Here is a 21802-nt window from a genome sequence, read left to right on the forward strand (position 1 = left end):
CAAGGTCGCCCCCTTCCGGGGTCAGGCGGCCTTCTGGCGCGGCAGGCTCTTCATATCAATGACGAAACGATAACGCACATCGCTTTTTATCATGCGTTCATAAGCGTCGTTGATCTGATCGATATCGATCATCTCGATTTCGGCAGCGATGCCTTTTTCGGCGCAGAAATCCAGCATTTCCTGCGTCTCGGGAATGCCGCCGATCATCGAACCGGCAAAGGTCTTGCGGCCGGGAATGAGGCTGAAGGCCATAACCGAGAGCGGCTTTTCCGGTGCGCCCACCTGCACCAGCGCGCCGTCACGTTTCAGCAGCGCCAGATAGGCGTTGATGTCATGGTCGGCGGCCACGGCGTCGATGATGAGATCGAGGCTCGAAGCGGCCTTCTTCATCTGCTCGGCATCGCGCGAGACGATCACCTCGTGGGCGCCGAGCTTTTTCGCGTCCTCCGCCTTGCCGGGCGAGGTGGTGATCATCACCACGGTTGCGCCCATGGCATTGGCGAGCTTGACCGCCATATGGCCAAGACCGCCAAGACCGACAACGCCGACACGCTTGCCTGGTCCGGCGTTCCAGTGGCGCAGCGGCGAGTAGGTGGTGATACCCGCGCAGAGCAGGGGTGCTGCTGCCGCCGGATCGAGGCCTTCGGGAATATTGAGGACGTAACGGTCATCGACGACGACGTGGGCGGAATAACCGCCGAGCGTATGCGCGCCGCCGCCCATCGCTTTGTCGGGCGAATTATAGGTGCCGGTCATGCCGTTTTCGCAATATTGCTCCAGCCCCTCGGCGCAGCTTGCGCATTCCCGGCAGCTATCGACGATACAGCCGACGCCGACGCGGTCGCCCGCCTTGAACCGGGTGACCTGCGCGCCGACACGGCCGACGCGGCCGATGATTTCGTGGCCTGGAACGCAGGGATAGAGGGAGCCCGGCCATTCGCTGCGGGCAGTGTGGATATCGGAGTGGCAGACGCCACAGAATTCGATCTCGATTTCGACATCGCGCGGGCCGGGATCGCGACGCGTGATGGTCGCGAGCTTCATCGGCGAAGAACCGTCATCGCAGGCATAGGCGGACGTTGTGAACATGATCGTTCCTCCTCTTGTGGTGATCGATGCTGGAAACACCGGCCTGCGGCAAAGGTTGCGGTGGGATCAGCCGCTTGCGCCGGTTTCGGGCACTGCCTCGCCAAACACCTCCTCAAAGGCCTCGCGCAGCAGAACGTCGACGTCGCCGATCATAACCGGCAATCCAAGATCGACAAGGCTGGTGACGCCATAGGCGCTGATGCCGCAGGGAACGATGCCGGAAAAATGCGAGAGGTCCGGATCGACGTTGATCGAGAGCCCGTGGAAGCTCACCCATTTGCGCAGCCTGATCCCAAGTGCCGCGATCTTGTCCTCGGCCATGCCGCCATCGGGAAGCAGCGGTTTTTCCGGCCGCCGGACCCAGACGCCGACGCGGTCCTCGCGCCGCTCGCCACGCACATTCATCTTGTCGAGCGTGCGGATGATGACATCCTCCAGCGCCGCCACATAGGCGCGGACATCCTGCCGCCGACGCTTCAGGTCGAGCATGACATAGACGACCCGCTGTCCCGGCCCGTGATAGGTATATTCACCGCCACGACCCGTGGCGAAGACGGGGAAACGCTCCGGCTCTATGAGATCGGCGGCATCGGCGCTGGTGCCGGCGGTATAGAGCGGCGGGTGTTCCAGAAGCCAGACGAGTTCGTCGGCCTCGCCGCTGGCAATGGCGGCGACTTCACGCTCCATTTGCTCAATTGCCTGCTCATAAGGGACGAGGCCTTCCGAGATTCGCCAGCGAACGGGCGGCGAACCGGGGGCGGGCAGCATGTTTGTCTCGATATCGGTGCGTGTGAGCATGAAAAAGTCCTTTCCACAGCCTTCTCGCAAAATGGCGACAGGGCCGCAACCCCAGCATTTCCGGGCTTCCTGCATATAGGATGGTGCGGTGCGATTTTTAATTTCAAAAAACTGTCACGACGCTCTTGTGCACCGAAAATCCTTTTGCTACATGCACCCCCGTCGGCGCAAGTCGACGCCTACCACGATGCGGTCGTGGCGGAATTGGTAGACGCGCAGCGTTGAGGTCGCTGTGGGGCAACCCGTGGAAGTTCGAGTCTTCTCGACCGCACCAAAGAAACCCGCTTCGGCGGGTTTTTTCTTTTTTAGCCAGTCGTTTAGCTTGCCTTCTGTTTCCGGTCCCCGGTTCGTTGGGCCGCATTGGATATGTCCCAACCAGACCAATCTGCTTTATCCCGCGGCCAGAGCGCCACGAATTAAGGGCGGCAAATTATCGACCTGCCGCCGTTCGAATTGAATGGACGAGGTGGATCAGCGTCGGTTGCGCTGGCCGTCACCGACACGGTAGGGGTCACCATCCATGACCTGATCCATGCGCCACTCGTTTCCACGATATGGACTATGCCAGGTCTGGCATCCGGCCAGAAAGACGGTTGCGGTCAGCAATCCGAACGTGAGGGCGGCTCGCACCATATTGAACTCCTTCGACATGTCATCACAAGCCATGTAGGCGCAGGCAGGTGGTTTTGCGATGCCTCTTCGAAATTTATCGTCCATTTCGGAAACCTGGAGCACGTCCGGTCAAAACGGAATCGTGGGGCGTGCTCTATCGCTTTGTTTTTTCGCATTCCGGGACGTAAAACCGCTACGCACTTTTACTGGAAATGCTCCAGCTGGATTCGGTCATCGTCAAATTTCAGTGGATATCGATGCACGCTGTAGTAGCCGTGCGTTTCCCCCTACAAAAAGGAGGGGTGGAATATTAGAGGTCCGATGTTAGCTTTTGTCAGGAAAATATGTCTGGGGGTTTTCGTGCAGGGGGACAAAACGGATTCAGACAATCCGCTTGGCTATTACATGTGGAGTATTTCCGATAACAGGCTGATCATGGATGCGGTCACTGCGGAATGCCATGGGTTTTCGGAGCCGGTTGCGTCGCGTGGGGTGACGATCGAGGAGATTCTCGAAAGAATCGACGTCGAGATGCGCGATCAGGTGGCGCAGGCCATTTTTGAGAGCATCACTACCGGGGTGTTTTTCGACCAGCGCTACAAGGTCAATCTGCCGGATGGGTCGGATCGGTGGATCGTGGCGAAGGGCAGGGCGATTTTCGATGCCGACAATACGCCGTTTCTGGGTATTGGCAGCGTTCGGGATATTACCCTGAAAAAAACCTATCAGTTCGAGCCTCGGCAATAGCGACCGGACGGGTGAAAACCGCGCATAAAAAGAGGCGGCTTTCGCCGCCTTTTTTTCGTCTGCACCGTGCGGGGACATCAGAAGACGGCGAGATATTTCAGCAGCGAAATAATGCCGATGATGATGACGATCACCTGTGCGATCTGTTTCGCACCGCCGCCGACCGGCAGTCGCGCGATAAGCCACAAGACGAGCACAATCACCAGGAAGGTGATCAGAATGCTGACGAGCGTAGATGTAACCATATGTCCCAGCTCCCTTTTCAATCAATACTCAACGGTCGTTCACCGTTGCGTGAGTAAAAGCGCGAGGCTAATTTTGGTTCCATCGGGCGAAATCGCGGTGTGAGGTCGGGCATGAATCAGTTCAGGGTTAAAAAGCGGCCGACGGGCGCTGTCGTCACTCTTGGCCGTCTCGGGCATCCCGATGTCGTCACGGCCACCGGAGGCGCCCTGACGGTGGTGACGGCGGCCTCGGAGCCGGGTTTCAATCCGCTCGACCTTCTTTATTCGTCGCTGTCGGCCTGTCTGGCGCTCAGCGCCCGGATTGCGGCGAGCCGCATGGGCGTGCTCGACCGGTTCGAAAAGGTCATGGTGCATGTGTCCGGCGAAAAGGCTGAGGAGGAGCCATCGCGGATCGTGCGTTTCGATGTCCGGATAGAGATAAAGGGGGATTTCGATGAGGCCACGCGCAGCGCCATCGCCAATATGGCCGAGGATATCTGCACCGTCAGCAACACGCTGAAGGGCGATGCGGAATTTTCACTTTCGATTACCGGCTGACCATCAGGATTTCCGGGATTTTTCCCATTTTTTCACCAGCCGGTCGCGCTTGAGCTTCGAGAGGCGCTTCAGCCAGAAAATGCCGTCCAGCTGGTCGATCTCGTGCTGGATGCAGATGGCGTGAAATCCCTCGGCGGTCTGTCGGTGTTCGCCGCCGGATATGTCCTGAAATCTCACCTCGATTTCGGAGGGCCGCTCCACCTCGTCGGTAAATCCCGGCATGGAGACGCTGCCCTCCATATGGCGCATGGTCTGCGTGGATTGGCTGACGACTTCAGGATTGATGTAGGTAAGCACGGTTCCCGGTGTCAGCTCCAGCACGAAAACTCGCTGCTTGACGCCGATATGGGCGGCGGTGATGCCGACTCCGGGTGCGGCGCGCATCGTGTCGATCAGGTCCGCCACCAGCTCCTGTAATTGCCCGTCGAAAGCCGTGACCGGCGGACAGATTTCGGACAAGCCGAGATGGGGGTAGGGCAGGATCGGCCTGATTGCCAAGGAATGCTCCGTTCGTTTCAAATCCGCAGGGACGCCGCCGCAAGGGTCTGTCCTTCTTCGGTTGCCTCCAGAAAGCTGCGCTGGGTGCGGGCATCGCGTTTTGTCACCCGCACGAAACGTGGCGACAGGGAAGTGATTTCGCGCAGAATGAGGGCGTGTGCAAGCCCCAGCCGGTTGGCGATACTGCGGCTGTCAGCGCCGATGGTCAGATAAACCGAAAGAAGGATCGCTGCGCCCGTGGCGGTCAGCGCCTTTGAGGCGCTTTCCTGAACCCGCTCCACCGCCGCCATGAACGCCGCAGTGGATTGCTCCTCTTCCATCAGGAGGCATCCCGGCGCAGGCGAACGGAGACGAGCACCGATTTCGATGTCGGCGTGAAACTGCCTTCGCCATAACTCGACAGCGGCACCAGCACGTTCAGTTCGGGATAATAACCGCCGACGCTGCCCTGCGGGATATTATAGGGCACCAGCCGGAAATTCTTTGCGATGCGTTCCACGCCGTCGCCATATTCGCCGATGACATCGACGCGCTGGCGGGAATGAGCGCCGAGCGCTTCCATATCCTTCGGGTTCATGAAGATGACTTGGCGCTCGCCATAGACACCGCGATAACGGTCATCCATGCCGTAGATCGTGGTGTTGTATTGATCGTGGCTGCGGAAGGTCTGCAATACGAACAGGTCGTCGCGCGTGAGCGCCTGCTGGTGTTCGGTCTGTTCGGGCAAGGGGCCGCTATAGAAGGTGGCCTTTTTCGCCGGCGTGTTCCATTCCCGTTCGGCTGCTGCGTTGCGCAGATGAAAACCGCGCGGCACGCGGACGCGCTCGTTGAAATTATCAAAACCGGGAATGACCCGCTCGATCATGTCGCGGATGAGATCGTAGTCATCGGCAAGCGCCTTCCAGTCGACATGGACATTGCCAAGCGTCGCCTCGGCGATACCGGCGACGATGGCGACTTCCGAACGCAGCTCATCCGAGGCCGGCGGATTGATGCCGCCGGAACCGTGCACCATGCTCATGGAATCCTCCACCGTGACGATCTGCGCGCGACCGGCCGAATTGCGGTCGATTTCCGTTCGGCCGAGGCAGGGCAGCACGAAGGAGGTTTCGCCCGGCACCAGATGCGAATGGTTGAGCTTGGTGGCGATGTTGACGGTCAGCTTCTGCTTTTCGAAGGCTTTAACGATCAGCGGGCTGTCGGGCGTCGCGCGCATGAAATTGCCGCCGAGCGCGATGAAAGTCTGAGCCTCGCCGTCCAGCATCGCAGCGACGGCTTCGACTGTATTGTGGCCAGGCTTGCGCGGCATGGGGACGCCGAGTTCCTTTTCCAGCGCTTCGAGAAGCGCTGGCGGGGCCTTTTCGTCGATGCCAACGGTGCGGTCGCCCTGCACGTTGGAATGGCCGCGCACCGGGCAAAGGCCGGCGCCCGGACGGCCGATATTGCCGCGCAGCAGCATGAAATTGGTGATCTCGCGAACGATGATGACAGAATGCTTGTGCTGGGTGACGCCCATGGCCCAGGTGGCGATGACGGAACCGGCATTCATGTAGATACGGGCGGCTTCCTCGATCTCCGCGCGGGTGAGGCCGGACTGGTCGAGGATGCTTTCCCAGCTCGTCGTATCGACGGCGGCGCGATAGGCCTCGAACTCCGCCGCATGTTCGGCGATGAAGTCGTAATCGATGATGGCGGGTTCGCCCGCTGCCCTTGCGGCATCGTCAGCGGCGAAGACCGCCTTGCTCATGCCGCGCACGGCCGCCATGTCGCCGCCCTGGCGCGGCTGGTAATAATTGGTGGCGATGCGGGTGCTGCCGCCGGTAATCATCTCCACCTTGTCCTGCGGGTCGGCAAAGCGTTCCAGACCCTTTTCACGGATGGGGTTGAAAACGGCGATGCGAGCGCCGCGAAGGGCGGCGCGGCGCAGGTCGCCCAGCATGCGGGGATGGTTGGTGCCGGGATTTTGCCCGATGACGAAAATGGCGTCCGTCTGTTCGAAATCCTCGAGCAAAACGGTGCCCTTGCCGACGCCGATCGAAGCCTTCAGGCCGACGCCGCTCGCTTCGTGGCACATGTTCGAACAATCGGGGAAGTTGTTGGTGCCGTAAAGCCGGACCATCAACTGATAAAGGAAGGCCGCCTCGTTGGAGGCGCGGCCGGAGGTATAGAACTCCGCCCGGTCCGGGCTGTCGAGGCTGTTGAGGATACGGCCGATTTCGGCGAAGGCATCGTCCCAGGAGACGGGCAGATATTTGTCGCTCGCCCGGTCATAACGCATGGGATGGGTGAGGCGGCCCTGTTTTTCCAGATCGTAGTCGGACCAGCCGCGCAGTTCCGAGACGGTGCGGCTGGCGAAGAAGTCCGGCGGCACGCGGGCCTCCGTCGCTTCCCATGACACGGCCTTGACGCCGTTCTCGCAAAATTCGAAAGACGAGCCGTGTTCCGGGTCGCCCCAGGCGCAGCCAGGGCAGTCGAATCCATCCGGCTGGTTGGTCTTCAAAAGCGTGCGGGCGCCGGAAATCGGGGCGCCGGATTCAAGAAGGCGTTTGCCGACGCTTTTGAGTGCGCCCCAGCCGCCTGCGGCTGTCGATGCCTTGCCAATGAAGTCCGTCTTGCTCATGTTCCTGATTCCCGGAATCTGTCTTCTCGTGCCGCCCGTCGGCGTTTGCCGTTTGTCAAATGCCTATCCAGAAGCGCCGTTCCACGCTGCCTGTCAATGTCTTAATTGTGCATTGCGGCGAAACCTTTGTTCGCCCGTTCGACATTTAAAACGGGAACGGCGTAAAGGGGGTGGGCGTTGTCGCAAAACAAGCTGCAAAGCCTGGCTAAACATGCCTATAGCCGCTGCCCGTGGCTAAGCCTGCGAAGAGGAAGGGGAATGTCGTATGGATTTTTCGTCGCAGCCGGAGAGCTTGTTTATTTGCCGCTATCCGGTTGTTGACAATAAACCTTTTAACGCCATTCTGCCTGCGCATCCGTGCACTGCGGCATTTGAATACAAGGGGACGCCAGATGACAGACCGTGACGACGATCCTGTCGCGCCCGAGGACATGAAGCCTGCGGAAGCGCCCTCCGATATTTACGCAGAAGACGGCTCCGTCCGCTCGGATTTTCTGACGATGGTGGGTGCCGCGATCGCTGACCGCGATCTGCTTTTCCTGCGCAAGAACGTGGCGCGGCTGCACGAATCCGAACTCGGCGACCTGCTGGAATCCATCCTGCCGGAACAGCGCCATGCGCTGGTGCGTCTTCTCGGTTCCGACTTCGACATGACGGCGCTGACCGAGGTGGATGAGGGTATCCGTCTCGATATCGTCGACCAGATGTCGAACGAGCAGATCGCAGCCGGTATCGGCGAGCTGGATTCGGACGACGCCGTCTATATTCTCGAGGACCTCGACGACGAGGACCGCGAGGATATTCTCTCGCAACTGCCGTTCACCGAACGTGTGCGGCTGATGCGGGCTCTGGATTATCCGGAAAGCTCGGCCGGCCGCCGCATGCAGACGGAATTCGTGGCCGTGCCGCCGTTCTGGACCGTGGGGCAGACCATCGATTATCTGCGCGAGGAGGAGGAGCTGCCGGATTCCTTCACGCAGATCTTCGTCATCGATCCCACCTTCAAGCTGGTCGGCGCGCTCGATCTCGACAAGGTGCTGCGCGCCAAGCGTCAGGTGAAGATCGAAACCATCATGCACGAGACCAACCACTCCATTCCGGCGGAAATGGACCAGGAAGAGGCCGCGCAGCTTTTCGAGCAATACGACCTTCTCTCCGCCGCCGTGGTCGACAACAACGGCCGACTGGTGGGCGTGCTGACCATCGATGACGTGGTGGATGTCATTCAGGAAGAGGCCGAAGAGGATTTGCTGCGCCTTGGCGGTGTCGGTGACGAAGAACTGTCGGACTCGATTGCCAGCACATCGCGTTCACGCGTGCCCTGGCTTGCGGTCAATCTCATCACCGCCTTTCTCTCCGCCTCCGTCATCAGCCTGTTCGATGCGACGATCCAGCAGATCGTCGCGCTGGCGATCCTGATGCCGGCGGTGGCCGGCATGGGCGGCAATGCCGGGTCGCAGACCATGACGGTGTCGGTGCGGGCACTTGCCACCAAAAGCCTCGATATTCACAACGCCGCGCGCATCATCCGGCGTGAGGCGGGTGTGGGTATCCTGAACGGCATGCTGTTCGGCTGCGCCATCGGCATTGTTGCCGGTATCTGGTTTCAGGATATCCATATTGGCGGCATCATCGCCACGGCCATGTGTCTCAACATGCTGGCGGCGGCGCTGGCGGGCATTCTCATTCCGCTGGTGCTCGACAAGTTCGGGGCAGACCCGGCGGTCTCCTCGGCGGTCTTCGTCACGGCGGTCACCGATATTGTCGGCTTTTTCGCCTTTCTGGGGATCGCGACCTGGTGGTACGGTATTTCCGGGTAAGGCGAGGCGGGCGAAAATTGACTTTTACGTGAAGGTCAAATAATATCATCCGGTTATGAATCGGATAGGCCCTTGGACAAGTATTATAGCATAACCGAACTGACACGCGAATTCGGTGTTTCCACCCGTACCTTGAGATTTTACGAGGACGAGGGGCTGATTCACCCTGAGCGTCGCGGGCGCACACGGCTTTTCAGGGCTGCGGACCGCCGCCTCATTCAGGAAATCCTGCGCGGCCGCCGTATCGGTTTCACGATCTCCGAAATTCGCGAAATCATCCACGTCTACAAGGAACCGCCGGGCGAATCGGGCCAATTGGTGCTTCTGATGAAGAAGGTCGATGAAAAGCGCGCGGAGCTTCGGCAAAAACGCAAGGACATCGAAGAGACGCTGGCGGAACTCGACAATGTCGAAGAAGCCTGTCTGACGCGGCTTGCCGAAATCGGCGTGGGGACTTGAAGCCGGCCCCGGCCCTATAGCGGTGTTGGCTATTCCGTTGACGTAGCTGTCAAGAATGGCTCCGAAGCCTTTTCACTTTTGTTGCATATGGAACGAGCGGGTTTCGCTTGTCTCTTCTCCCCGCCGGGGAGAAGGTCGCGGCAGCGGGATGAGGGGGCAAGCTCTCGATTTATCGCCGACGTTGCCCCCTCATCCGACCCTTCGGGCCACCTTCTCCCCGGCGGGGAGAAGAAAAGGCGGCAAGCGCTAACGTTCTGGCTACCTGAGCCTACTGCGCCTCAACCGTGCACTGCTTCGCCACCTCGCTGACCTTCGTCTGCTGATCGGCGCTGAGCTTGCCTTCCATCATCGTGTCGAACAGGTTTTCCGCCTGCAGCTTCTCCAGCGTGCAGCCGCAGAACCGCTGGCACAGTTCCAGTCCGTTCGCCTGCTCGACGCAGCTCTTTTCACAGCTCGACTTGTAAAGCTCGACCTGATCGACAGGCGGGGGCGGGGCGATGAGTGACAGCGTGTAGACTAGACCGATCAGCACCGGCTGGTGGATGAGGTAAAAGGCAAGGCTGTGACGGCCGGCGCCTGCAATCAGGTTGCGAGGCGAACTCGGGCTTCGAAAGCGGTCGAGCCAGTCGCGCGGTGTGACGAATTGCGAGACCGCAAGTCCGGCGAGGAAGGGCGCAAGCCAGGGCAGCAGCGGCACATAATCGTTCGAGCGGGGCGGCATGGTGGAAAAACCGATCCAGGCCAGCCATTTTGCGTTGAACAGTTCCGATTGCAGATAGTGCGGCAGGATGAAAGCAACCACTGCAAAAAGCAGCGTCACGGCCGCGGGTGCTCGCAGGAACAGCAGCCCGACAAGGCTTGCGGCGGCGATATTGTGCAATATGCCGAAGAAGATGAAGCTGTCCGGAAAGGCGAAATAGGTGGCGACGGTAATGAGCAGCGCCGAGCCGGCCACCATGGCAAAACGCTTGCCGAAGGACGGCCAGTTCACGCCCTTGCCATGGGCGAGAAACAGGCTGAAACCGGCCAGAAACAGGAACGAGCTGGCGATGCCGCGCGCATAGAGCTTCCACAGGCCGGTCGTCGCCGTGCCGGGTTCGAGATAGCCGAAATATTCCAGATTCCACGTGAAGTGGTAGGACGCCATGGCGATGAGGGCCAGCCCGCGCAGGGTGTCGAGACCGCCTATGCGGCCTTTGCGGCGGTTTTCGTTTGCGGCTGCGTTCGTGTCCATGGTTTCCGTTTTTCAAGCTTTCGGGGAGGCCGGTATCACGCTGGGCTTGGCCCTTGAAGTGCGGCTATTTCAAGGCCTGTTTTCTTCCATGATGGCGCGTCGCGCTTCGGAAAAGAACTGGCGGCGTAACAGCGCCACGATGATGATGACCGTGCTGGCGATGAAGACGTAAGGGCTGATGAACCAGCCGAGATAACCGATGGACAGAAAGATGGTCCGCAGGCCGTCATTGAAGTTCTTAGCAGCGATGATGTTCATCTTTATGACGTTTTCCGCCGCCCGCTCCGCCGCCTCGCGATCGGCGCCGACATCGTGGACCATGGGAATGGCGCCGAACAGTATCGTGCAATAGTTGAACAGGCGGTAGGACCAGCCGAACTTGAAGAAGGAATAACCGAACAGGCAGGTGAGTCCGATGACCTTCAGTTCGAAGGCCGTGCGCCCGGCATAATGCACGAAAGGCATGTCGCGAAACACCGATTCGACCTGTTCTGTCGCGCCCAGAAGGGCGAAACATCCGCCGATGGCGAAGATGGAGGTGGAAGCGAAAAAGGCGGTGCCGTTCTGCAGGCCGGCCATGATCTGCGTGTCGATCATCTTCAGGTCGCGCTTCAGCGAATTCATGATCCAGTCTCGCCGACGCTCGGCCATGGCCTGATTGAGGCTGGCTCTCGAAAATAGCCTCGTTCCCGTCGTGACATGGGTATAGACGGCCCATAACAGGATGAAAACGACGATCGAGATATAGTCCATGACGGTCATCACGGGCAGGCCACCTTGCTGTTTGCGAATCTTCGAAAGCATATTGATTTGAAGGCCATGGCAAGGCAATGGCGGCGGCTGCCGTCACTCCATATTCTCCTTTGGCGTTGCGGTTTCATCATTCGGTTTTTCGCTAACTTTCCGGTAACCAAGTCGCTTTATCAATCCAGTCGCGGACGACAGGTCTGCCGGTTCCGGATTAAGGTTTTGCGTTCCGGTTCCGCCTGATTTTTGGCTAACGGCAGGGACCGATTGACAGGATGGCCGTTCGCACCTAGCCTTTCATCAGGACCGGTGTTTCCGGTATCCGGAGTCGCCAAGGCTGATATGCCCGGCATCCTGCAGGCAGGTCTTGTTTTCTCCGGCCCGGTATCAGCGGCAGTCCGGCATGAGCAACCGGGGGACGCCTTTTTCTACGAATCGTTCCCTTCATGTCTGCCTGTCCCTGGCTTGCGACACGGCGAAGATGCCGGTCCACTTCATTCTCTTCCTTCAGGTTTTAGATGACAGATAAAAACCGCTCCGTTTTCATTCTTGGCGGCGCGCGCTCCGGCAAGTCCCGTTTTGCGGAGGAGCTTGCGGGCAAGTTCGGTGGAAGCCTGCATTATCTGGCCACCGGCCGGGCATGGGATGACGAGATGCGTGAGCGCATCGTCCATCATCAGGGGCGGCGCGGCGGTGAATGGACCACCCATGAAGCGCCCGTCGATATTGCCGCCGTGCTGGAGCAGCTCGATGCGCCGGAAAATGTCGTTCTCATCGATTGCCTCACCCTGTGGCTCACCAATCTGATGATGGAGAATGCCGATATCGAGGCTGCCTTTGCGGCGCTTGAGGCGGCGATTGTATCGGCTCGGGCAAAGCTGATTTTCGTCTCCAACGAAGTCGGTCTCGGCATCGTGCCGGAAAACCGCATGGCGCGGGAATTTCGCGACCACGCCGGCCGCCTGCATCAGCGAATCGCCGCCATTGCCGGTGAGGTCTATTTTGTCGCCGCCGGTCTGCCCCTGAAGATGAAGGGCTGAAGCAGCACCCGCGAAAGCGGGGCCGACATCGCCGTGTATTTTTGCTCTTACGCAAATTCCTCTCATAAAGCCGCGCCCCGTTTTGCCGGGGCTGCGACAGCTTTGCTTTCTTGATCTGGATCAAGGTGGCGTTCCCCTGCCGGTGGCAATGCTCCAACCGACGCAAAGGCGCGTTTCCGCTCTCCCAGGCGCGTGCCGTGCCTTTCGTCGGTCGGCTTGCACGTTGGGGGAAACCAACAATGAATTACACGTTAGAAACCGCGGTCGTGGCGCTCGGCGCCTTTCTCGCGTTGCTCGGGGCAGCCTTTGCCCATGACAATCTTTTCGCCGCCCATATGTGGGTGCTGTTCTTTACGCTTCTGGTCAGCACGGTGCTTCTGTTGCGCCGTGTCTCCTTCGCGCCTGTCGATTCAGCCGCGCGTGCCCGCCTAAAGTCGGAATATTTCGATGAGGTGGTGAAATACGGCGTCATCGCCACCGTGTTCTGGGGTGTCGTCGGCTTTCTGGTCGGCGTCGTGGTGGCGCTTCAGCTCGCCTTTCCCGATCTCAATATCGCGCCCTATTTCAATTTCGGCCGGATGCGGCCGCTGCACACATCGGCGGTGATCTTCGCTTTCGGGGGAAATGCGCTGATCGCCACCTCCTTTTACGTGGTGCAGAGAACCTGTCGGGCGCGCCTGTTCGGCGGCAATCTCGGCTGGTTCGTGTTCTGGGGCTACAACCTCTTCATCGTCATGGCCGCCACCGGCTATCTGCTCGGTATTACGCAGGGCCGCGAATATGCGGAGCCGGAATGGTATGTCGATATCTGGCTGACCATCGTCTGGGTTGCCTATCTCGTCGCCTTCCTCGGCACGATCTTCATGCGCAAGGAGCCGCATATCTATGTGGCGAACTGGTTCTACCTGGGATTCATCGTCACGATTGCCATGCTGCATATCGTCAATAATCTCGCCATTCCGGTCTCGTTCCTCGGCGTCAAGAGCTACTCGGCCTTTTCGGGCGTGCAGGATGCGCTGACGCAATGGTGGTACGGCCATAACGCGGTCGGCTTCTTCCTGACGGCCGGATTCCTCGGCATGATGTATTATTTCATCCCGAAGCAGGTGAACCGCCCGGTCTATTCCTACCGCCTGTCGATCATCCACTTCTGGGCGCTGATCTTCATGTATATCTGGGCCGGCCCGCACCACCTGCACTATACCGCGCTGCCGGACTGGGCGCAGACGCTCGGCATGGTGTTCTCGGTGATGCTGTGGATGCCCTCGTGGGGCGGCATGATCAACGGTCTGATGACGCTTTCGGGCGCATGGGACAAGATCCGCACCGATCCCGTCGTGCGCATGATGGTGATGGCGGTTGCCTTCTACGGCATGGCGACCTTCGAAGGCCCGATGATGTCGATCAAGGCCGTCAATTCGCTCAGCCACTATACCGACTGGACCATCGGCCATGTTCATTCCGGCGCTCTCGGCTGGAACGGCATGATCACCTTCGGCGCGATCTATTACCTGACGCCGAAACTGTGGGGCAGGGAGCGTCTCTATAGCCTGCAACTGGTCAACTGGCACTTCTGGCTCGCCACGCTCGGCATCGTCGTTTACGCCGCCGTCATGTGGGTGGCCGGCATCCAGCAGGCGCTGATGTGGCGCGAATATGATAGCCAGGGCTTCCTCGTCTATTCCTTCGCGGAATCGGTCGCGGCGCTGTTCCCCTATTACGTGATGCGTGCATTGGGCGGCCTGATGTTCCTCAGCGGCGCGCTAATCATGGCCTACAACGTCACGATGACCATCCTCGGTCATCAACGCGAGGAGGGCGCCAGCAAGGACGCGGCTCCTTCGCTGCAGCCTGCTGAATAAGGAGAGGCCGATGTCCATACTTGACAAACACGGCGTCATCGAACGCAACGCGACGCTGCTGCTGGTCGGCTCCCTGCTGGTCGTTTCCATCGGCGGCATCGTTGAAATCGCACCGCTCTTTTATCTCGAAAACACCATCGAGAAGGTGGAGGGCATGCGGCCCTACACGCCGCTGGAACTGGCCGGGCGCAACATCTACATCCGCGAGGGATGTTACGTCTGCCACAGCCAGATGATCCGGCCGTTCCGCGACGAGGTGGAGCGGTACGGGCATTACAGCCTGGCAGCTGAATCCATGTACGACCACCCGTTCCAGTGGGGTTCCAAGCGCACGGGGCCTGACCTTGCGCGCGTCGGCGACCGTTATTCGAACGAATGGCATGTGCAGCATCTGGCCGATCCGCGTTCGGTGGTGCCGGAATCGGTCATGCCCTCCTATGCGTTCCTGAAGACCACGCCGCTGAAGATCACCGATGTTTCCATGGAGCTGAAGGCCAACCGCGCTGTCGGTGTGCCTTATAGCGACGAGATGATCGAGAAATCCGCTGCCGATCTTGCCGCCCAGGCCGACCCGAATGCGGATTCGTCGGAACTTCTGGCGCGTTATCCGAAAGCGAAGGTGGGCGATTTCGACGGCGATCCGGCCAAGCTCACCGAAATGGATGCTCTGGTCGCCTATCTGCAGATGCTCGGCACGCTGGTCGATTTCTCGACCTATGACGATGCCGCCGGATACCGGTGAGGAGGTGTGAGCCATGGAAACCTACACGGCCATGCGCCACTTCGCCGATAGCTGGGGTCTGCTTGCCATGACCCTGTTCTTCGCCGGCGTCGTCGTTTTCACCCTTCGCCCCGGCTCGAAGAAGGCCGCGGACGATGCCGCCAGCATTCCGCTCAAGGAGGACTAGGATATGTCCGAAAAACACATTGATGACATCAGCGGCGTCGAAACCACCGGCCATGAATGGGACGGTATCCGCGAGCTGAACAATCCCATGCCGCGCTGGTGGGTCTGGACCTTCTATTTTACGATCCTCTGGGCCATCGGCTATACCATCGCCTATCCGGCATGGCCGCTGATCAATGGGGCGACGCAAGGGTTGCTCGGCTGGAACAGCCGCGGCGATATTGCCGCCGAAATTGCCGATGCAAAACAGTCGCAGAGCGTCTTTGTCGACAAGATCGCCAATTCGTCGCTTGCCGAAATTCAGGCCGACCCGACCCTAATGCAATTTGCCCTTTCCGGCGGCGCTGCCGCTTTCAAGGTCAATTGCATTCAGTGTCACGGTTCGGGCGCGGAAGGCGGGCAGGGCTATCCCAACCTCAACGATGACGACTGGATGTGGGGCGGCAGCGTCGACGACATCTATACGACGGTGAAGCATGGCATTCGTTTTGCCGACGATGCGGATACGCGTGCTTCGGAAATGCCCGCTTTCGGTGAAATTCTGAAATCGGACGAAATCCGCGAGGTTGCGGCCTATGTCGTCAGCCTTACCGGCACCCCATCCAACCCGGCTCTGGTGGAGCCAGGCAAGCAGCTCTTTGCCGACAATTGCGCCTCCTGCCACGGGGAAGACGCCAAGGGCAATCGCGAATTCGGCGCGCCCAATCTGGCCGACGCGATCTGGCTGAAGTCGCATGGGGAGGAAGGTATCGTCGCGCAGATCCGTTCGCCCAAGCACGGGGTCATGCCCGCCTGGGGTGAGCGTCTCGGCGATACGACGGTCAAGCAGCTTGCGATCTTCGTGCACTCGCTTGGCGGCGGCGAGTGATAGCAAAGACAGGAAATGGAGAAGGCCGTGTCATGCCCCCCGCGGAGAGGTCCCGAGCATCTGCAACGTCTCGATTTAATTGGACGTGATTAGATCCTTGGGACAAGCCCAAGGATGACGTCGAGTGTAAAGAAGCTTTGCCATCACACTCAAAGGGCCGCTATGCGGCCCTTTTTTATTTGTCCGACCACACGGCCAGCTCATATCCGTCCGGATCGGTGAAGTGAAAACGCCGCCCGCCCGGAAACTCGAAGATTGCGACGCTGATCTGCCCGCCGGCGGCTTCGACGCGGCGCTGCACATCCTCGATATCGGCGGCGTAGAGAATGACGAGCGGTCCGCCCCTGGCCGAGACCGGCGTCGTGGTGGTGAAACCGCCGGTCAGCCGGCCATCGGAAAACTCGCAATATTGCGGACCGTAATCCTTGAAGGACCAGCCGAAGGCGCCGCCGTAAAATTCCTTGCTGCGCTCGATATCGGCGACGTTGAATTCGACATAGTCAATCCGCCGGTCGTTCGTATTCGTGGTCATGCTTCCTCCATCAATCCTTTTCGAGCAGCGCCTTCAGCGTTTCGAGATCGGCCGTGATCGCTTTTGCGTCCTGCTCGAAATCCTCGTCCGTCATGTCCTGAAGGCGAAGCAGGGTGAAACTCACCTCCGTGCCGCTGCCGTTCGGCGTTACCCGTAGCGCGTTATAAACCTTCACGCCATCCGGCAATGTCACGACATGGTCGATGACACCGAACTCGTTTGCGGGCGCGAAATTGACGCGCACTTCGCCAAGCGGCCCGCCCTCGGCGATCCAGTCCTCGCCGTCCGGTGTGAGGCCGCCCGCAAGGCCCGCGGCCCAGCGGGGCATGTTCTGCGGGTTGGAGGCGAAGTCATAGACGTGGCTCCAGGGTTTTTCGACCGACAGATGAATGATTCTCGACTGCATGACAGGCATTTCATCCTCCCTTGGCGGCGCGTTCCCATACTGCGCCACTTTGTCGTCACTTGATGTAAGTCAAGGATGTTTCACCGGGGAGATGGGAGAAAGCAAGGAGATAAAAACGGACTCCCATCATGAACATCTATCGCGCCGGACAGGATCGCCCGCAACAGCCTGTCGAGAGGCTGGAGGCGGAAGCCGTCAATTCCGCAAAAACGCGCAAACCGCTCTACGAGGCACGCAGGAAGATTTTTCCCAAGCGCGCCGAGGGCAGGTTTCGGCGCTTCAAATGGCTGGTGATGCTGGTCACGCTCGGCATTTATTATCTAACGCCGTTCCTGCGCTGGGATCGCGGTCCCTATGCGCCGGATCAGGCGGTGCTGATCGATATCGCCAACCGGCGCTTTTATTTCTTCTTCATCGAAATCTGGCCGCAGGAATTCTTCTTCGTCGCCGGATTGCTGGTCATGGCCGGGCTGGGGCTCTTTCTCGTCACGTCCGCTGTCGGGCGCGCATGGTGCGGTTACACCTGTCCGCAGACCGTCTGGGTCGACCTGTTTCTGGTGGTCGAGCGGGCGATAGAGGGTGACAGGAACGCGCGCATGAAACTGGATGCCGCGCCCTTCACATTCGGCAAATTGCGCAAGCGGGTGCTGAAACATGCGATCTGGCTGGTGATCGGCGTTCTGACCGGCGGCGCCTGGATTTTCTATTTCGCCGATGCGCCAACGCTAGCGACGCAGTTCCTGACCGGGCAGGCGCCGATGATCGCCTATTCCACCGTCGCCATCCTCACCGCCACCACCTATGTCTTCGGCGGGCTGATGCGGGAGCAGGTCTGCACCTATATGTGTCCATGGCCGCGCATTCAGGCGGCCATGCTGGATGAGAACTCGCTTGTCGTCACTTATAATGACTGGCGCGGTGAACCGCGCTCGCGGCATGCCAAGAAGGCTGCGGCGGCAGGGGAGAGCATCGGCGATTGCGTCGATTGCAATGCCTGCGTCGCGGTCTGTCCCATGGGCATCGACATCAGGGACGGGCAGCAGCTGGAATGCATCACCTGCGCGCTCTGCATCGATGCCTGCGACGGGGTGATGGACAAGATCGGCAAGCCGCGCGGGCTGATCGCCTATGCGACGCTTTCCGAATACCAGTCCAACATGGCGCTGGCGACCGGCAATGGTGAGCACGCCATCCGCCCTGCCAATGTGCGTGAGGAGGACGGCAGCTTCAGGAAGAGTGTCCGCCACTTCAACTGGCGCATCGTCTTCCGGCCGCGCACGCTGCTTTACACGGCCATCTGGTCGGCGGTCGGTATCGGCATGCTGTTTGCGCTGGTGACGCGCGAGCGGCTGGCGCTGAATGTCCTGCATGACCGCAACCCGCAATATGTGCTGGAATCGAACGGTTCCATTCGCAACGGCTATACGGTGCGCATTCTGAACATGGTGCCGCAGCCACGCACGATGAACCTGGCCATCGAGGGCATTCCGAATGCGGTGATGAAGATCAACGGCATGCCGGATACGGCCGCGCGCACCTTCGAAGTGACGGTGGAGCCGGACGAGGCGACGACGCTGAAGGTCTTCGTCACTCTGCCGGGCAAAGATGTTGCGCGGGCGGCGGAAAATTTCGAATTCATCGTCAGCGATACGGGCGGCCATGAGACGGCCCGCTACGATGCTGTATTCAACGCTCCGGGAGTGAAAAAATGACCGTGAACAATCGCCAGACGTCCGGTTTCACGTTCACCGGCTGGCATATGCTGGGTGTCATGCTGCTGTTTTTCGGCACCGTCATCACCGTCAACATGGTGATGGCCTGGAACGCGGTCAACAGCTGGAGCGGGCTTGTCGTGCCCAATACCTATGTGGCCAGCCAGCAGTTCAACGCCAAGGCGGAAGCCGCCAAGGCAAGGGCCGCGACCGGCATCAAGGGCAAGCTCATCGTGGATGAAAAGACGGTGCGATATGAGGTGTTTCATCCCGACACCGGCCCGGTCGACACCGATAAGGTGACGGCGCATTTTCGCCGGCCCGTCGGTGAACGCCAGAATTTCGACATGGACCTGACCCCGGTTTCCACCGGCGTCTTCACCGGCCCGCATGACATGCTGCCGGGCCAATGGATCGTCGAGGTCACCGCCGTCAAGGACGGCCGGATCATCGTGCATGAGGGCACGCGGATTGCCGTCATCAGGGGGCGCAAATGAGCTGCTGCGCACCGGGAACGGAAGGTTCGTTGCAACTCGGCGAGCCGGTCAATCCGCCATCGTCGGAGGAGTTGTTGCTGGCGAGCCGCGATCTGGGGCAGGGGCTGCGCCAGACCGACCTCAGCGTGCCGGATGTGTATTGCGGCGCCTGCATCACTACCATCGAGACCGCGCTCGGCCGTCTGCGCCAAGTGGAGCGGGCGCGCGTGAACCTGTCGTCCAAACGCGTGGCGGTCGTCTGGAAAGAAGAAGTCGACGGCGTCAGGACTGACCCTGCCGAGATTGCCCGCGCCATTCTTGCGACGGGATATCGCACGCATCTTTTCGCCAGCGGGCAGGATGCCTCGGACGCCTTGCGTTCGCAGCTGATCAGGGCGGTGGCGCTGTGCGGTTTTGCTTCCGCCAATATCATGCTTCTGTCCGTCTCCGTCTGGTCGGGGGCGGATGCGGCGACGCGCGACATGTTCCACTGGATTTCGGCGATGATCGCCGCGCCGGCGCTGATCTATGGCGGGCGTTTCTTCTATCAATCGGCCTGGAACGCGCTGAAACATGGCCGTACCAATATGGATGTGCCGATCGCACTCGCCATCACGCTTTCCTATGCCGTTTCCCTGTGGGAGACGATCCATCACGGTGAACATGCCTGGTTCGATGCGACCGTGTCGCTGCTGTTCTTCCTGCTGATCGGCCGGACGCTTGACCATATCATGCGTGACAAGGCGCGCTCGGCCATTGCCGGGCTTGCCCGGCTTTCGCCGCGCGGGGCAACGGTGATCGGTGAGAATGGAACGCGGGAGTATCGGCCGCTTGCCGATATCCAGCCGGGAATGTCGATTGCGATTGCGGCTGGCGACCGTGTGGCGGTGGATGCCGTGGTCGTCTCCGGCAGCAGCGATCTCGACATGTCCATCGTCAACGGTGAAAGCGCGCCGCGCCGCGTTGCGGCAGGCGACAGCCTTCAGGCCGGTACGCTCAATCTCACCGGTTCGCTGACTGCGCGGGTGACGGCATTGGCAAAAGATTCCTTCCTTTCGGAAGTGATCGGGCTGATGGAGGCGGCCGAAGGCGGGCGGGCGCGTTACCGGCGCATCGCCGACCGCGCCGCAAGCTATTATTCTCCCGTGGTGCATCTTCTTGCGCTGGTGACGTTTCTCGGCTGGGGCATTTTCGGCGGTGACTGGAAACAGGCGATGCTGATCGCCATTGCGGTTCTCATCATCACCTGCCCCTGCGCGCTTGGCCTTGCCGTTCCCGTCGTGCAGGTGGTGGCCGCCGGAAGGCTGTTCCGGCACGGCATCATGGTCAAGGAAGGCTCGGCCATGGAGCGGCTGGCCGAAATCGATACCGTGCTGTTCGACAAAACCGGCACCCTGACTATCGGCAAACCGAGATTGGTTGAGACTGGCGATGTGAAGCCCGTCACCATGGCGATTGCAGCGGGGCTTGCCGCCCATTCGCGTCACCCATTGTCGAAAGCCCTGCATGCTGCCTATAGCGGCGCGGTGCCGGCCTATGAGGCGGTGCGGGAAATTCCGGGCTCCGGCGTTGAGGCGGAAACGGAAGCCGGAACCTATCGGCTGGGCAATCGCCGTTTCGCGTGCCCAAGTGAAGCGAGCATCGACAATGGCGATGCGCGCTCGGAAGTGGTGCTGTCCCTCGATGGCGGGCATCTGGCAAGCTTCGGCTTCGAGGATAATCCGCGCGCGGGTGCGGTTTCGGCATTGCGCAGCCTGTCGGTACGGGGGCTTATGCAGGAAATCGTTTCGGGTGACCGGGCAGCAGCCGTCAGCGCCATGGCGCAGCGGCTGGGGATTGGTAACTGGCGTGCGGACCTATCGCCGAAGGACAAGGCGGCGCGTTGCGCCGAGCTTGCGGGCGAGGGGCGGCGGGTACTGATGGTGGGAGACGGTATCAACGACGCGCCGGCGCTCGCCGCCGCGCATGTGTCCATGGCGCCCGCCACCGCCGCCGATATCGGCCGGCAGGCCGCCGATTTCGTGTTCATGCAGGAGGATCTCGATGCCGTGCCTTTCGCAATCGAGACATCGCAACGGGCAGGAAGGCTGATCCGGCAGAACTTCGCGCTTGCCATCGGCTACAACATCATCGCCGTGCCGATTGCCATTGCCGGTTATGCGACGCCGATGATCGCGGCCATCGCCATGTCGACGTCCTCGCTGATCGTCGTCGCCAATGCGTTGCGTCTTGCCGGTACGGCTGAAACCGTCCGTCCTCAGAATGAAGCGAAGACCGGATTTGCAGGCGAGGGGGCGCAACTGGCATGAACATGCTGATCTATCTCATTCCCGTCGCGCTGTTTTTAGGAGCGCTCGGCCTTTTCGCCTTCCTCTGGTCGGTGCGTTCGGGCCAATATGAGGATATGGACGGGGCCGCCTGGCGGGCGCTGGATGATGGTGACGACCGGCCCCGACGATCATAAGAGGCGAGGCGGGCTTGCCGTTTTGAGCCGGACTCGACCTGTCGCAAATATGCAAAGCTGATTTGCGTCATCAAAATTTAATCGTTTCAGTCGCGGCTAGCCTTGCCGTTTGTTCATTACAGTGCCACA

At 60.2% G+C, this 21802-nt stretch carries 24 protein-coding genes and 1 tRNA gene; 14 read left to right on the forward strand and 11 right to left on the reverse strand.

Going from position 1 to position 21802, the window contains the following annotated elements; translation table 11 throughout:
• Positions 1-21 precede the first annotated feature (21 nt).
• Entirely contained in the window at positions 22-1089 is a 1068-nt protein-coding gene (locus PIB16_RS17725) for an NAD(P)-dependent alcohol dehydrogenase (RefSeq protein ID WP_271046068.1), read from the reverse strand.
• Positions 1090-1155: 66 nt separating this feature from the next.
• Positions 1156-1887 carry a lipoyl(octanoyl) transferase LipB gene (gene lipB, locus PIB16_RS17730; protein WP_271046069.1) on the reverse strand — a complete coding sequence of 244 codons (732 nt, stop codon included), beginning with the start codon at positions 1885-1887 and terminating at the stop codon, positions 1156-1158.
• 189 nt (positions 1888-2076) lie between these two features.
• Here lipB and PIB16_RS17735 point away from each other — a divergent pair.
• Positions 2077-2161, forward strand: a tRNA-Leu gene (locus tag PIB16_RS17735).
• A gap of 197 nt (positions 2162-2358) precedes the next feature.
• On the opposite strand, the gene PIB16_RS17740 is transcribed toward PIB16_RS17735, so the two are convergent.
• Entirely contained in the window at positions 2359-2604 is a 246-nt protein-coding gene (locus PIB16_RS17740) for a hypothetical protein (RefSeq protein WP_125145676.1), read from the reverse strand.
• Between the two features lie 216 nt (positions 2605-2820).
• On the opposite strand from PIB16_RS17740, the gene PIB16_RS17745 reads away from it, so the two are divergent.
• The gene (locus PIB16_RS17745; protein ID WP_333780000.1) at positions 2821-3246 is read left to right on the forward strand and encodes a PAS domain-containing protein; all 426 of its coding nucleotides are present in this window, start codon (positions 2821-2823) and stop codon (positions 3244-3246) included.
• Between the two features lie 77 nt (positions 3247-3323).
• On the opposite strand, the gene PIB16_RS17750 is transcribed toward PIB16_RS17745, so the two are convergent.
• Positions 3324-3491: a Thivi_2564 family membrane protein gene (locus PIB16_RS17750; RefSeq protein ID WP_003502827.1), complete on the reverse strand. Its 168-nt coding sequence runs from the start codon at positions 3489-3491 to the stop codon at positions 3324-3326.
• A gap of 111 nt (positions 3492-3602) precedes the next feature.
• Here PIB16_RS17750 and PIB16_RS17755 point away from each other — a divergent pair, with 111 nt between their 5' ends.
• Positions 3603-4028, forward strand: a complete 426-nt coding sequence (locus PIB16_RS17755; protein WP_271046071.1) for an OsmC family protein — start codon at positions 3603-3605, stop codon at positions 4026-4028.
• Positions 4029-4031: 3 nt separating this feature from the next.
• On the opposite strand, the gene PIB16_RS17760 is transcribed toward PIB16_RS17755, so the two are convergent.
• The 3 genes from PIB16_RS17760 to PIB16_RS17770 are packed head-to-tail and all read right to left on the reverse strand — an operon-like array spanning position 4032 to position 7146.
• Positions 4032-4526, reverse strand: a complete 495-nt coding sequence (locus PIB16_RS17760; protein ID WP_065655026.1) for a peptide deformylase — start codon at positions 4524-4526, stop codon at positions 4032-4034.
• 17 nt (positions 4527-4543) lie between these two features.
• Entirely contained in the window at positions 4544-4846 is a 303-nt protein-coding gene (locus PIB16_RS17765; RefSeq protein ID WP_065655027.1) for a hypothetical protein, read from the reverse strand.
• Positions 4846-7146 (reverse strand): FdhF/YdeP family oxidoreductase, encoded by a 2301-nt coding sequence (locus tag PIB16_RS17770; protein WP_271046072.1) that lies wholly within the window; start codon positions 7144-7146, stop codon positions 4846-4848. The genes PIB16_RS17765 and PIB16_RS17770 overlap by 1 nt, the downstream gene beginning before the upstream one ends.
• Before the next feature lie 392 nt (positions 7147-7538).
• On the opposite strand from PIB16_RS17770, the gene mgtE reads away from it, so the two are divergent.
• The gene (gene mgtE / locus PIB16_RS17775) at positions 7539-8966 is read left to right on the forward strand and encodes a magnesium transporter (protein ID WP_065655029.1); all 1428 of its coding nucleotides are present in this window, start codon (positions 7539-7541) and stop codon (positions 8964-8966) included.
• 72 nt (positions 8967-9038) lie between these two features.
• Entirely contained in the window at positions 9039-9425 is a 387-nt protein-coding gene (locus tag PIB16_RS17780) for a MerR family transcriptional regulator (RefSeq protein ID WP_003524989.1), read from the forward strand.
• A gap of 268 nt (positions 9426-9693) precedes the next feature.
• On the opposite strand, the gene PIB16_RS17785 is transcribed toward PIB16_RS17780, so the two are convergent.
• Entirely contained in the window at positions 9694-10659 is a 966-nt protein-coding gene (locus PIB16_RS17785; protein WP_065655030.1) for a heparan-alpha-glucosaminide N-acetyltransferase, read from the reverse strand.
• A 69-nt stretch (positions 10660-10728) separates the two neighbouring features.
• On the reverse strand, positions 10729-11421 hold the full coding sequence (locus PIB16_RS17790; RefSeq protein ID WP_003524993.1) for a DUF599 domain-containing protein: 693 nt from the start codon (positions 11419-11421) through the stop codon (positions 10729-10731).
• Positions 11422-11924: 503 nt separating this feature from the next.
• Between PIB16_RS17790 and cobU the strand changes: the two genes are divergently transcribed.
• From cobU to ccoP, 5 genes are all read left to right on the forward strand, one after another.
• Positions 11925-12446 carry a bifunctional adenosylcobinamide kinase/adenosylcobinamide-phosphate guanylyltransferase gene (gene cobU, locus PIB16_RS17795; RefSeq protein ID WP_271046073.1) on the forward strand — a complete coding sequence of 174 codons (522 nt, stop codon included), beginning with the start codon at positions 11925-11927 and terminating at the stop codon, positions 12444-12446.
• Between the two features lie 239 nt (positions 12447-12685).
• Positions 12686-14308, forward strand: a complete 1623-nt coding sequence (gene ccoN, locus PIB16_RS17800; protein WP_174036004.1) for a cytochrome-c oxidase, cbb3-type subunit I — start codon at positions 12686-12688, stop codon at positions 14306-14308.
• 10 nt (positions 14309-14318) lie between these two features.
• Positions 14319-15050 carry a cytochrome-c oxidase, cbb3-type subunit II gene (gene ccoO / locus PIB16_RS17805; protein WP_065655033.1) on the forward strand — a complete coding sequence of 244 codons (732 nt, stop codon included), beginning with the start codon at positions 14319-14321 and terminating at the stop codon, positions 15048-15050.
• 13 nt (positions 15051-15063) lie between these two features.
• Entirely contained in the window at positions 15064-15216 is a 153-nt protein-coding gene (locus PIB16_RS17810; RefSeq protein ID WP_003502810.1) for a CcoQ/FixQ family Cbb3-type cytochrome c oxidase assembly chaperone, read from the forward strand.
• Positions 15217-15219: 3 nt separating this feature from the next.
• Entirely contained in the window at positions 15220-16083 is an 864-nt protein-coding gene (ccoP, locus tag PIB16_RS17815) for a cytochrome-c oxidase, cbb3-type subunit III (protein ID WP_065655034.1), read from the forward strand.
• A gap of 175 nt (positions 16084-16258) precedes the next feature.
• Here ccoP and PIB16_RS17820 read toward each other — a convergent pair whose 3' ends face one another.
• The gene (locus PIB16_RS17820) at positions 16259-16615 is read right to left on the reverse strand and encodes a VOC family protein (RefSeq protein ID WP_271046074.1); all 357 of its coding nucleotides are present in this window, start codon (positions 16613-16615) and stop codon (positions 16259-16261) included.
• A 10-nt stretch (positions 16616-16625) separates the two neighbouring features.
• Positions 16626-17030 (reverse strand): SRPBCC family protein, encoded by a 405-nt coding sequence (locus PIB16_RS17825; protein ID WP_174036002.1) that lies wholly within the window; start codon positions 17028-17030, stop codon positions 16626-16628.
• 119 nt (positions 17031-17149) lie between these two features.
• Here PIB16_RS17825 and ccoG point away from each other — a divergent pair, with 119 nt between their 5' ends.
• The 4 genes from ccoG to ccoS are packed head-to-tail and all read left to right on the forward strand — an operon-like array spanning position 17150 to position 21673.
• Positions 17150-18733 (forward strand): cytochrome c oxidase accessory protein CcoG, encoded by a 1584-nt coding sequence (gene ccoG, locus PIB16_RS17830; protein WP_271046075.1) that lies wholly within the window; start codon positions 17150-17152, stop codon positions 18731-18733.
• The gene (locus PIB16_RS17835; RefSeq protein ID WP_174036000.1) at positions 18730-19230 is read left to right on the forward strand and encodes a FixH family protein; all 501 of its coding nucleotides are present in this window, start codon (positions 18730-18732) and stop codon (positions 19228-19230) included. The genes ccoG and PIB16_RS17835 overlap by 4 nt, the downstream gene beginning before the upstream one ends.
• Positions 19227-21518 carry a cation-translocating P-type ATPase gene (locus tag PIB16_RS17840; RefSeq protein WP_174039159.1) on the forward strand — a complete coding sequence of 764 codons (2292 nt, stop codon included), beginning with the start codon at positions 19227-19229 and terminating at the stop codon, positions 21516-21518. The genes PIB16_RS17835 and PIB16_RS17840 overlap by 4 nt, the downstream gene beginning before the upstream one ends.
• Positions 21515-21673 (forward strand): cbb3-type cytochrome oxidase assembly protein CcoS, encoded by a 159-nt coding sequence (ccoS, locus tag PIB16_RS17845; RefSeq protein WP_003502794.1) that lies wholly within the window; start codon positions 21515-21517, stop codon positions 21671-21673. Before PIB16_RS17840 ends, ccoS begins: the two co-directional genes overlap by 4 nt.
• Positions 21674-21802: the final 129 nt, after the last annotated feature.

Source organism: Agrobacterium sp. ST15.13.015 (genome assembly GCF_027871645.1).
GTDB classification, from domain to species: Bacteria; Pseudomonadota; Alphaproteobacteria; order Rhizobiales; family Rhizobiaceae; genus Agrobacterium; species Agrobacterium leguminum.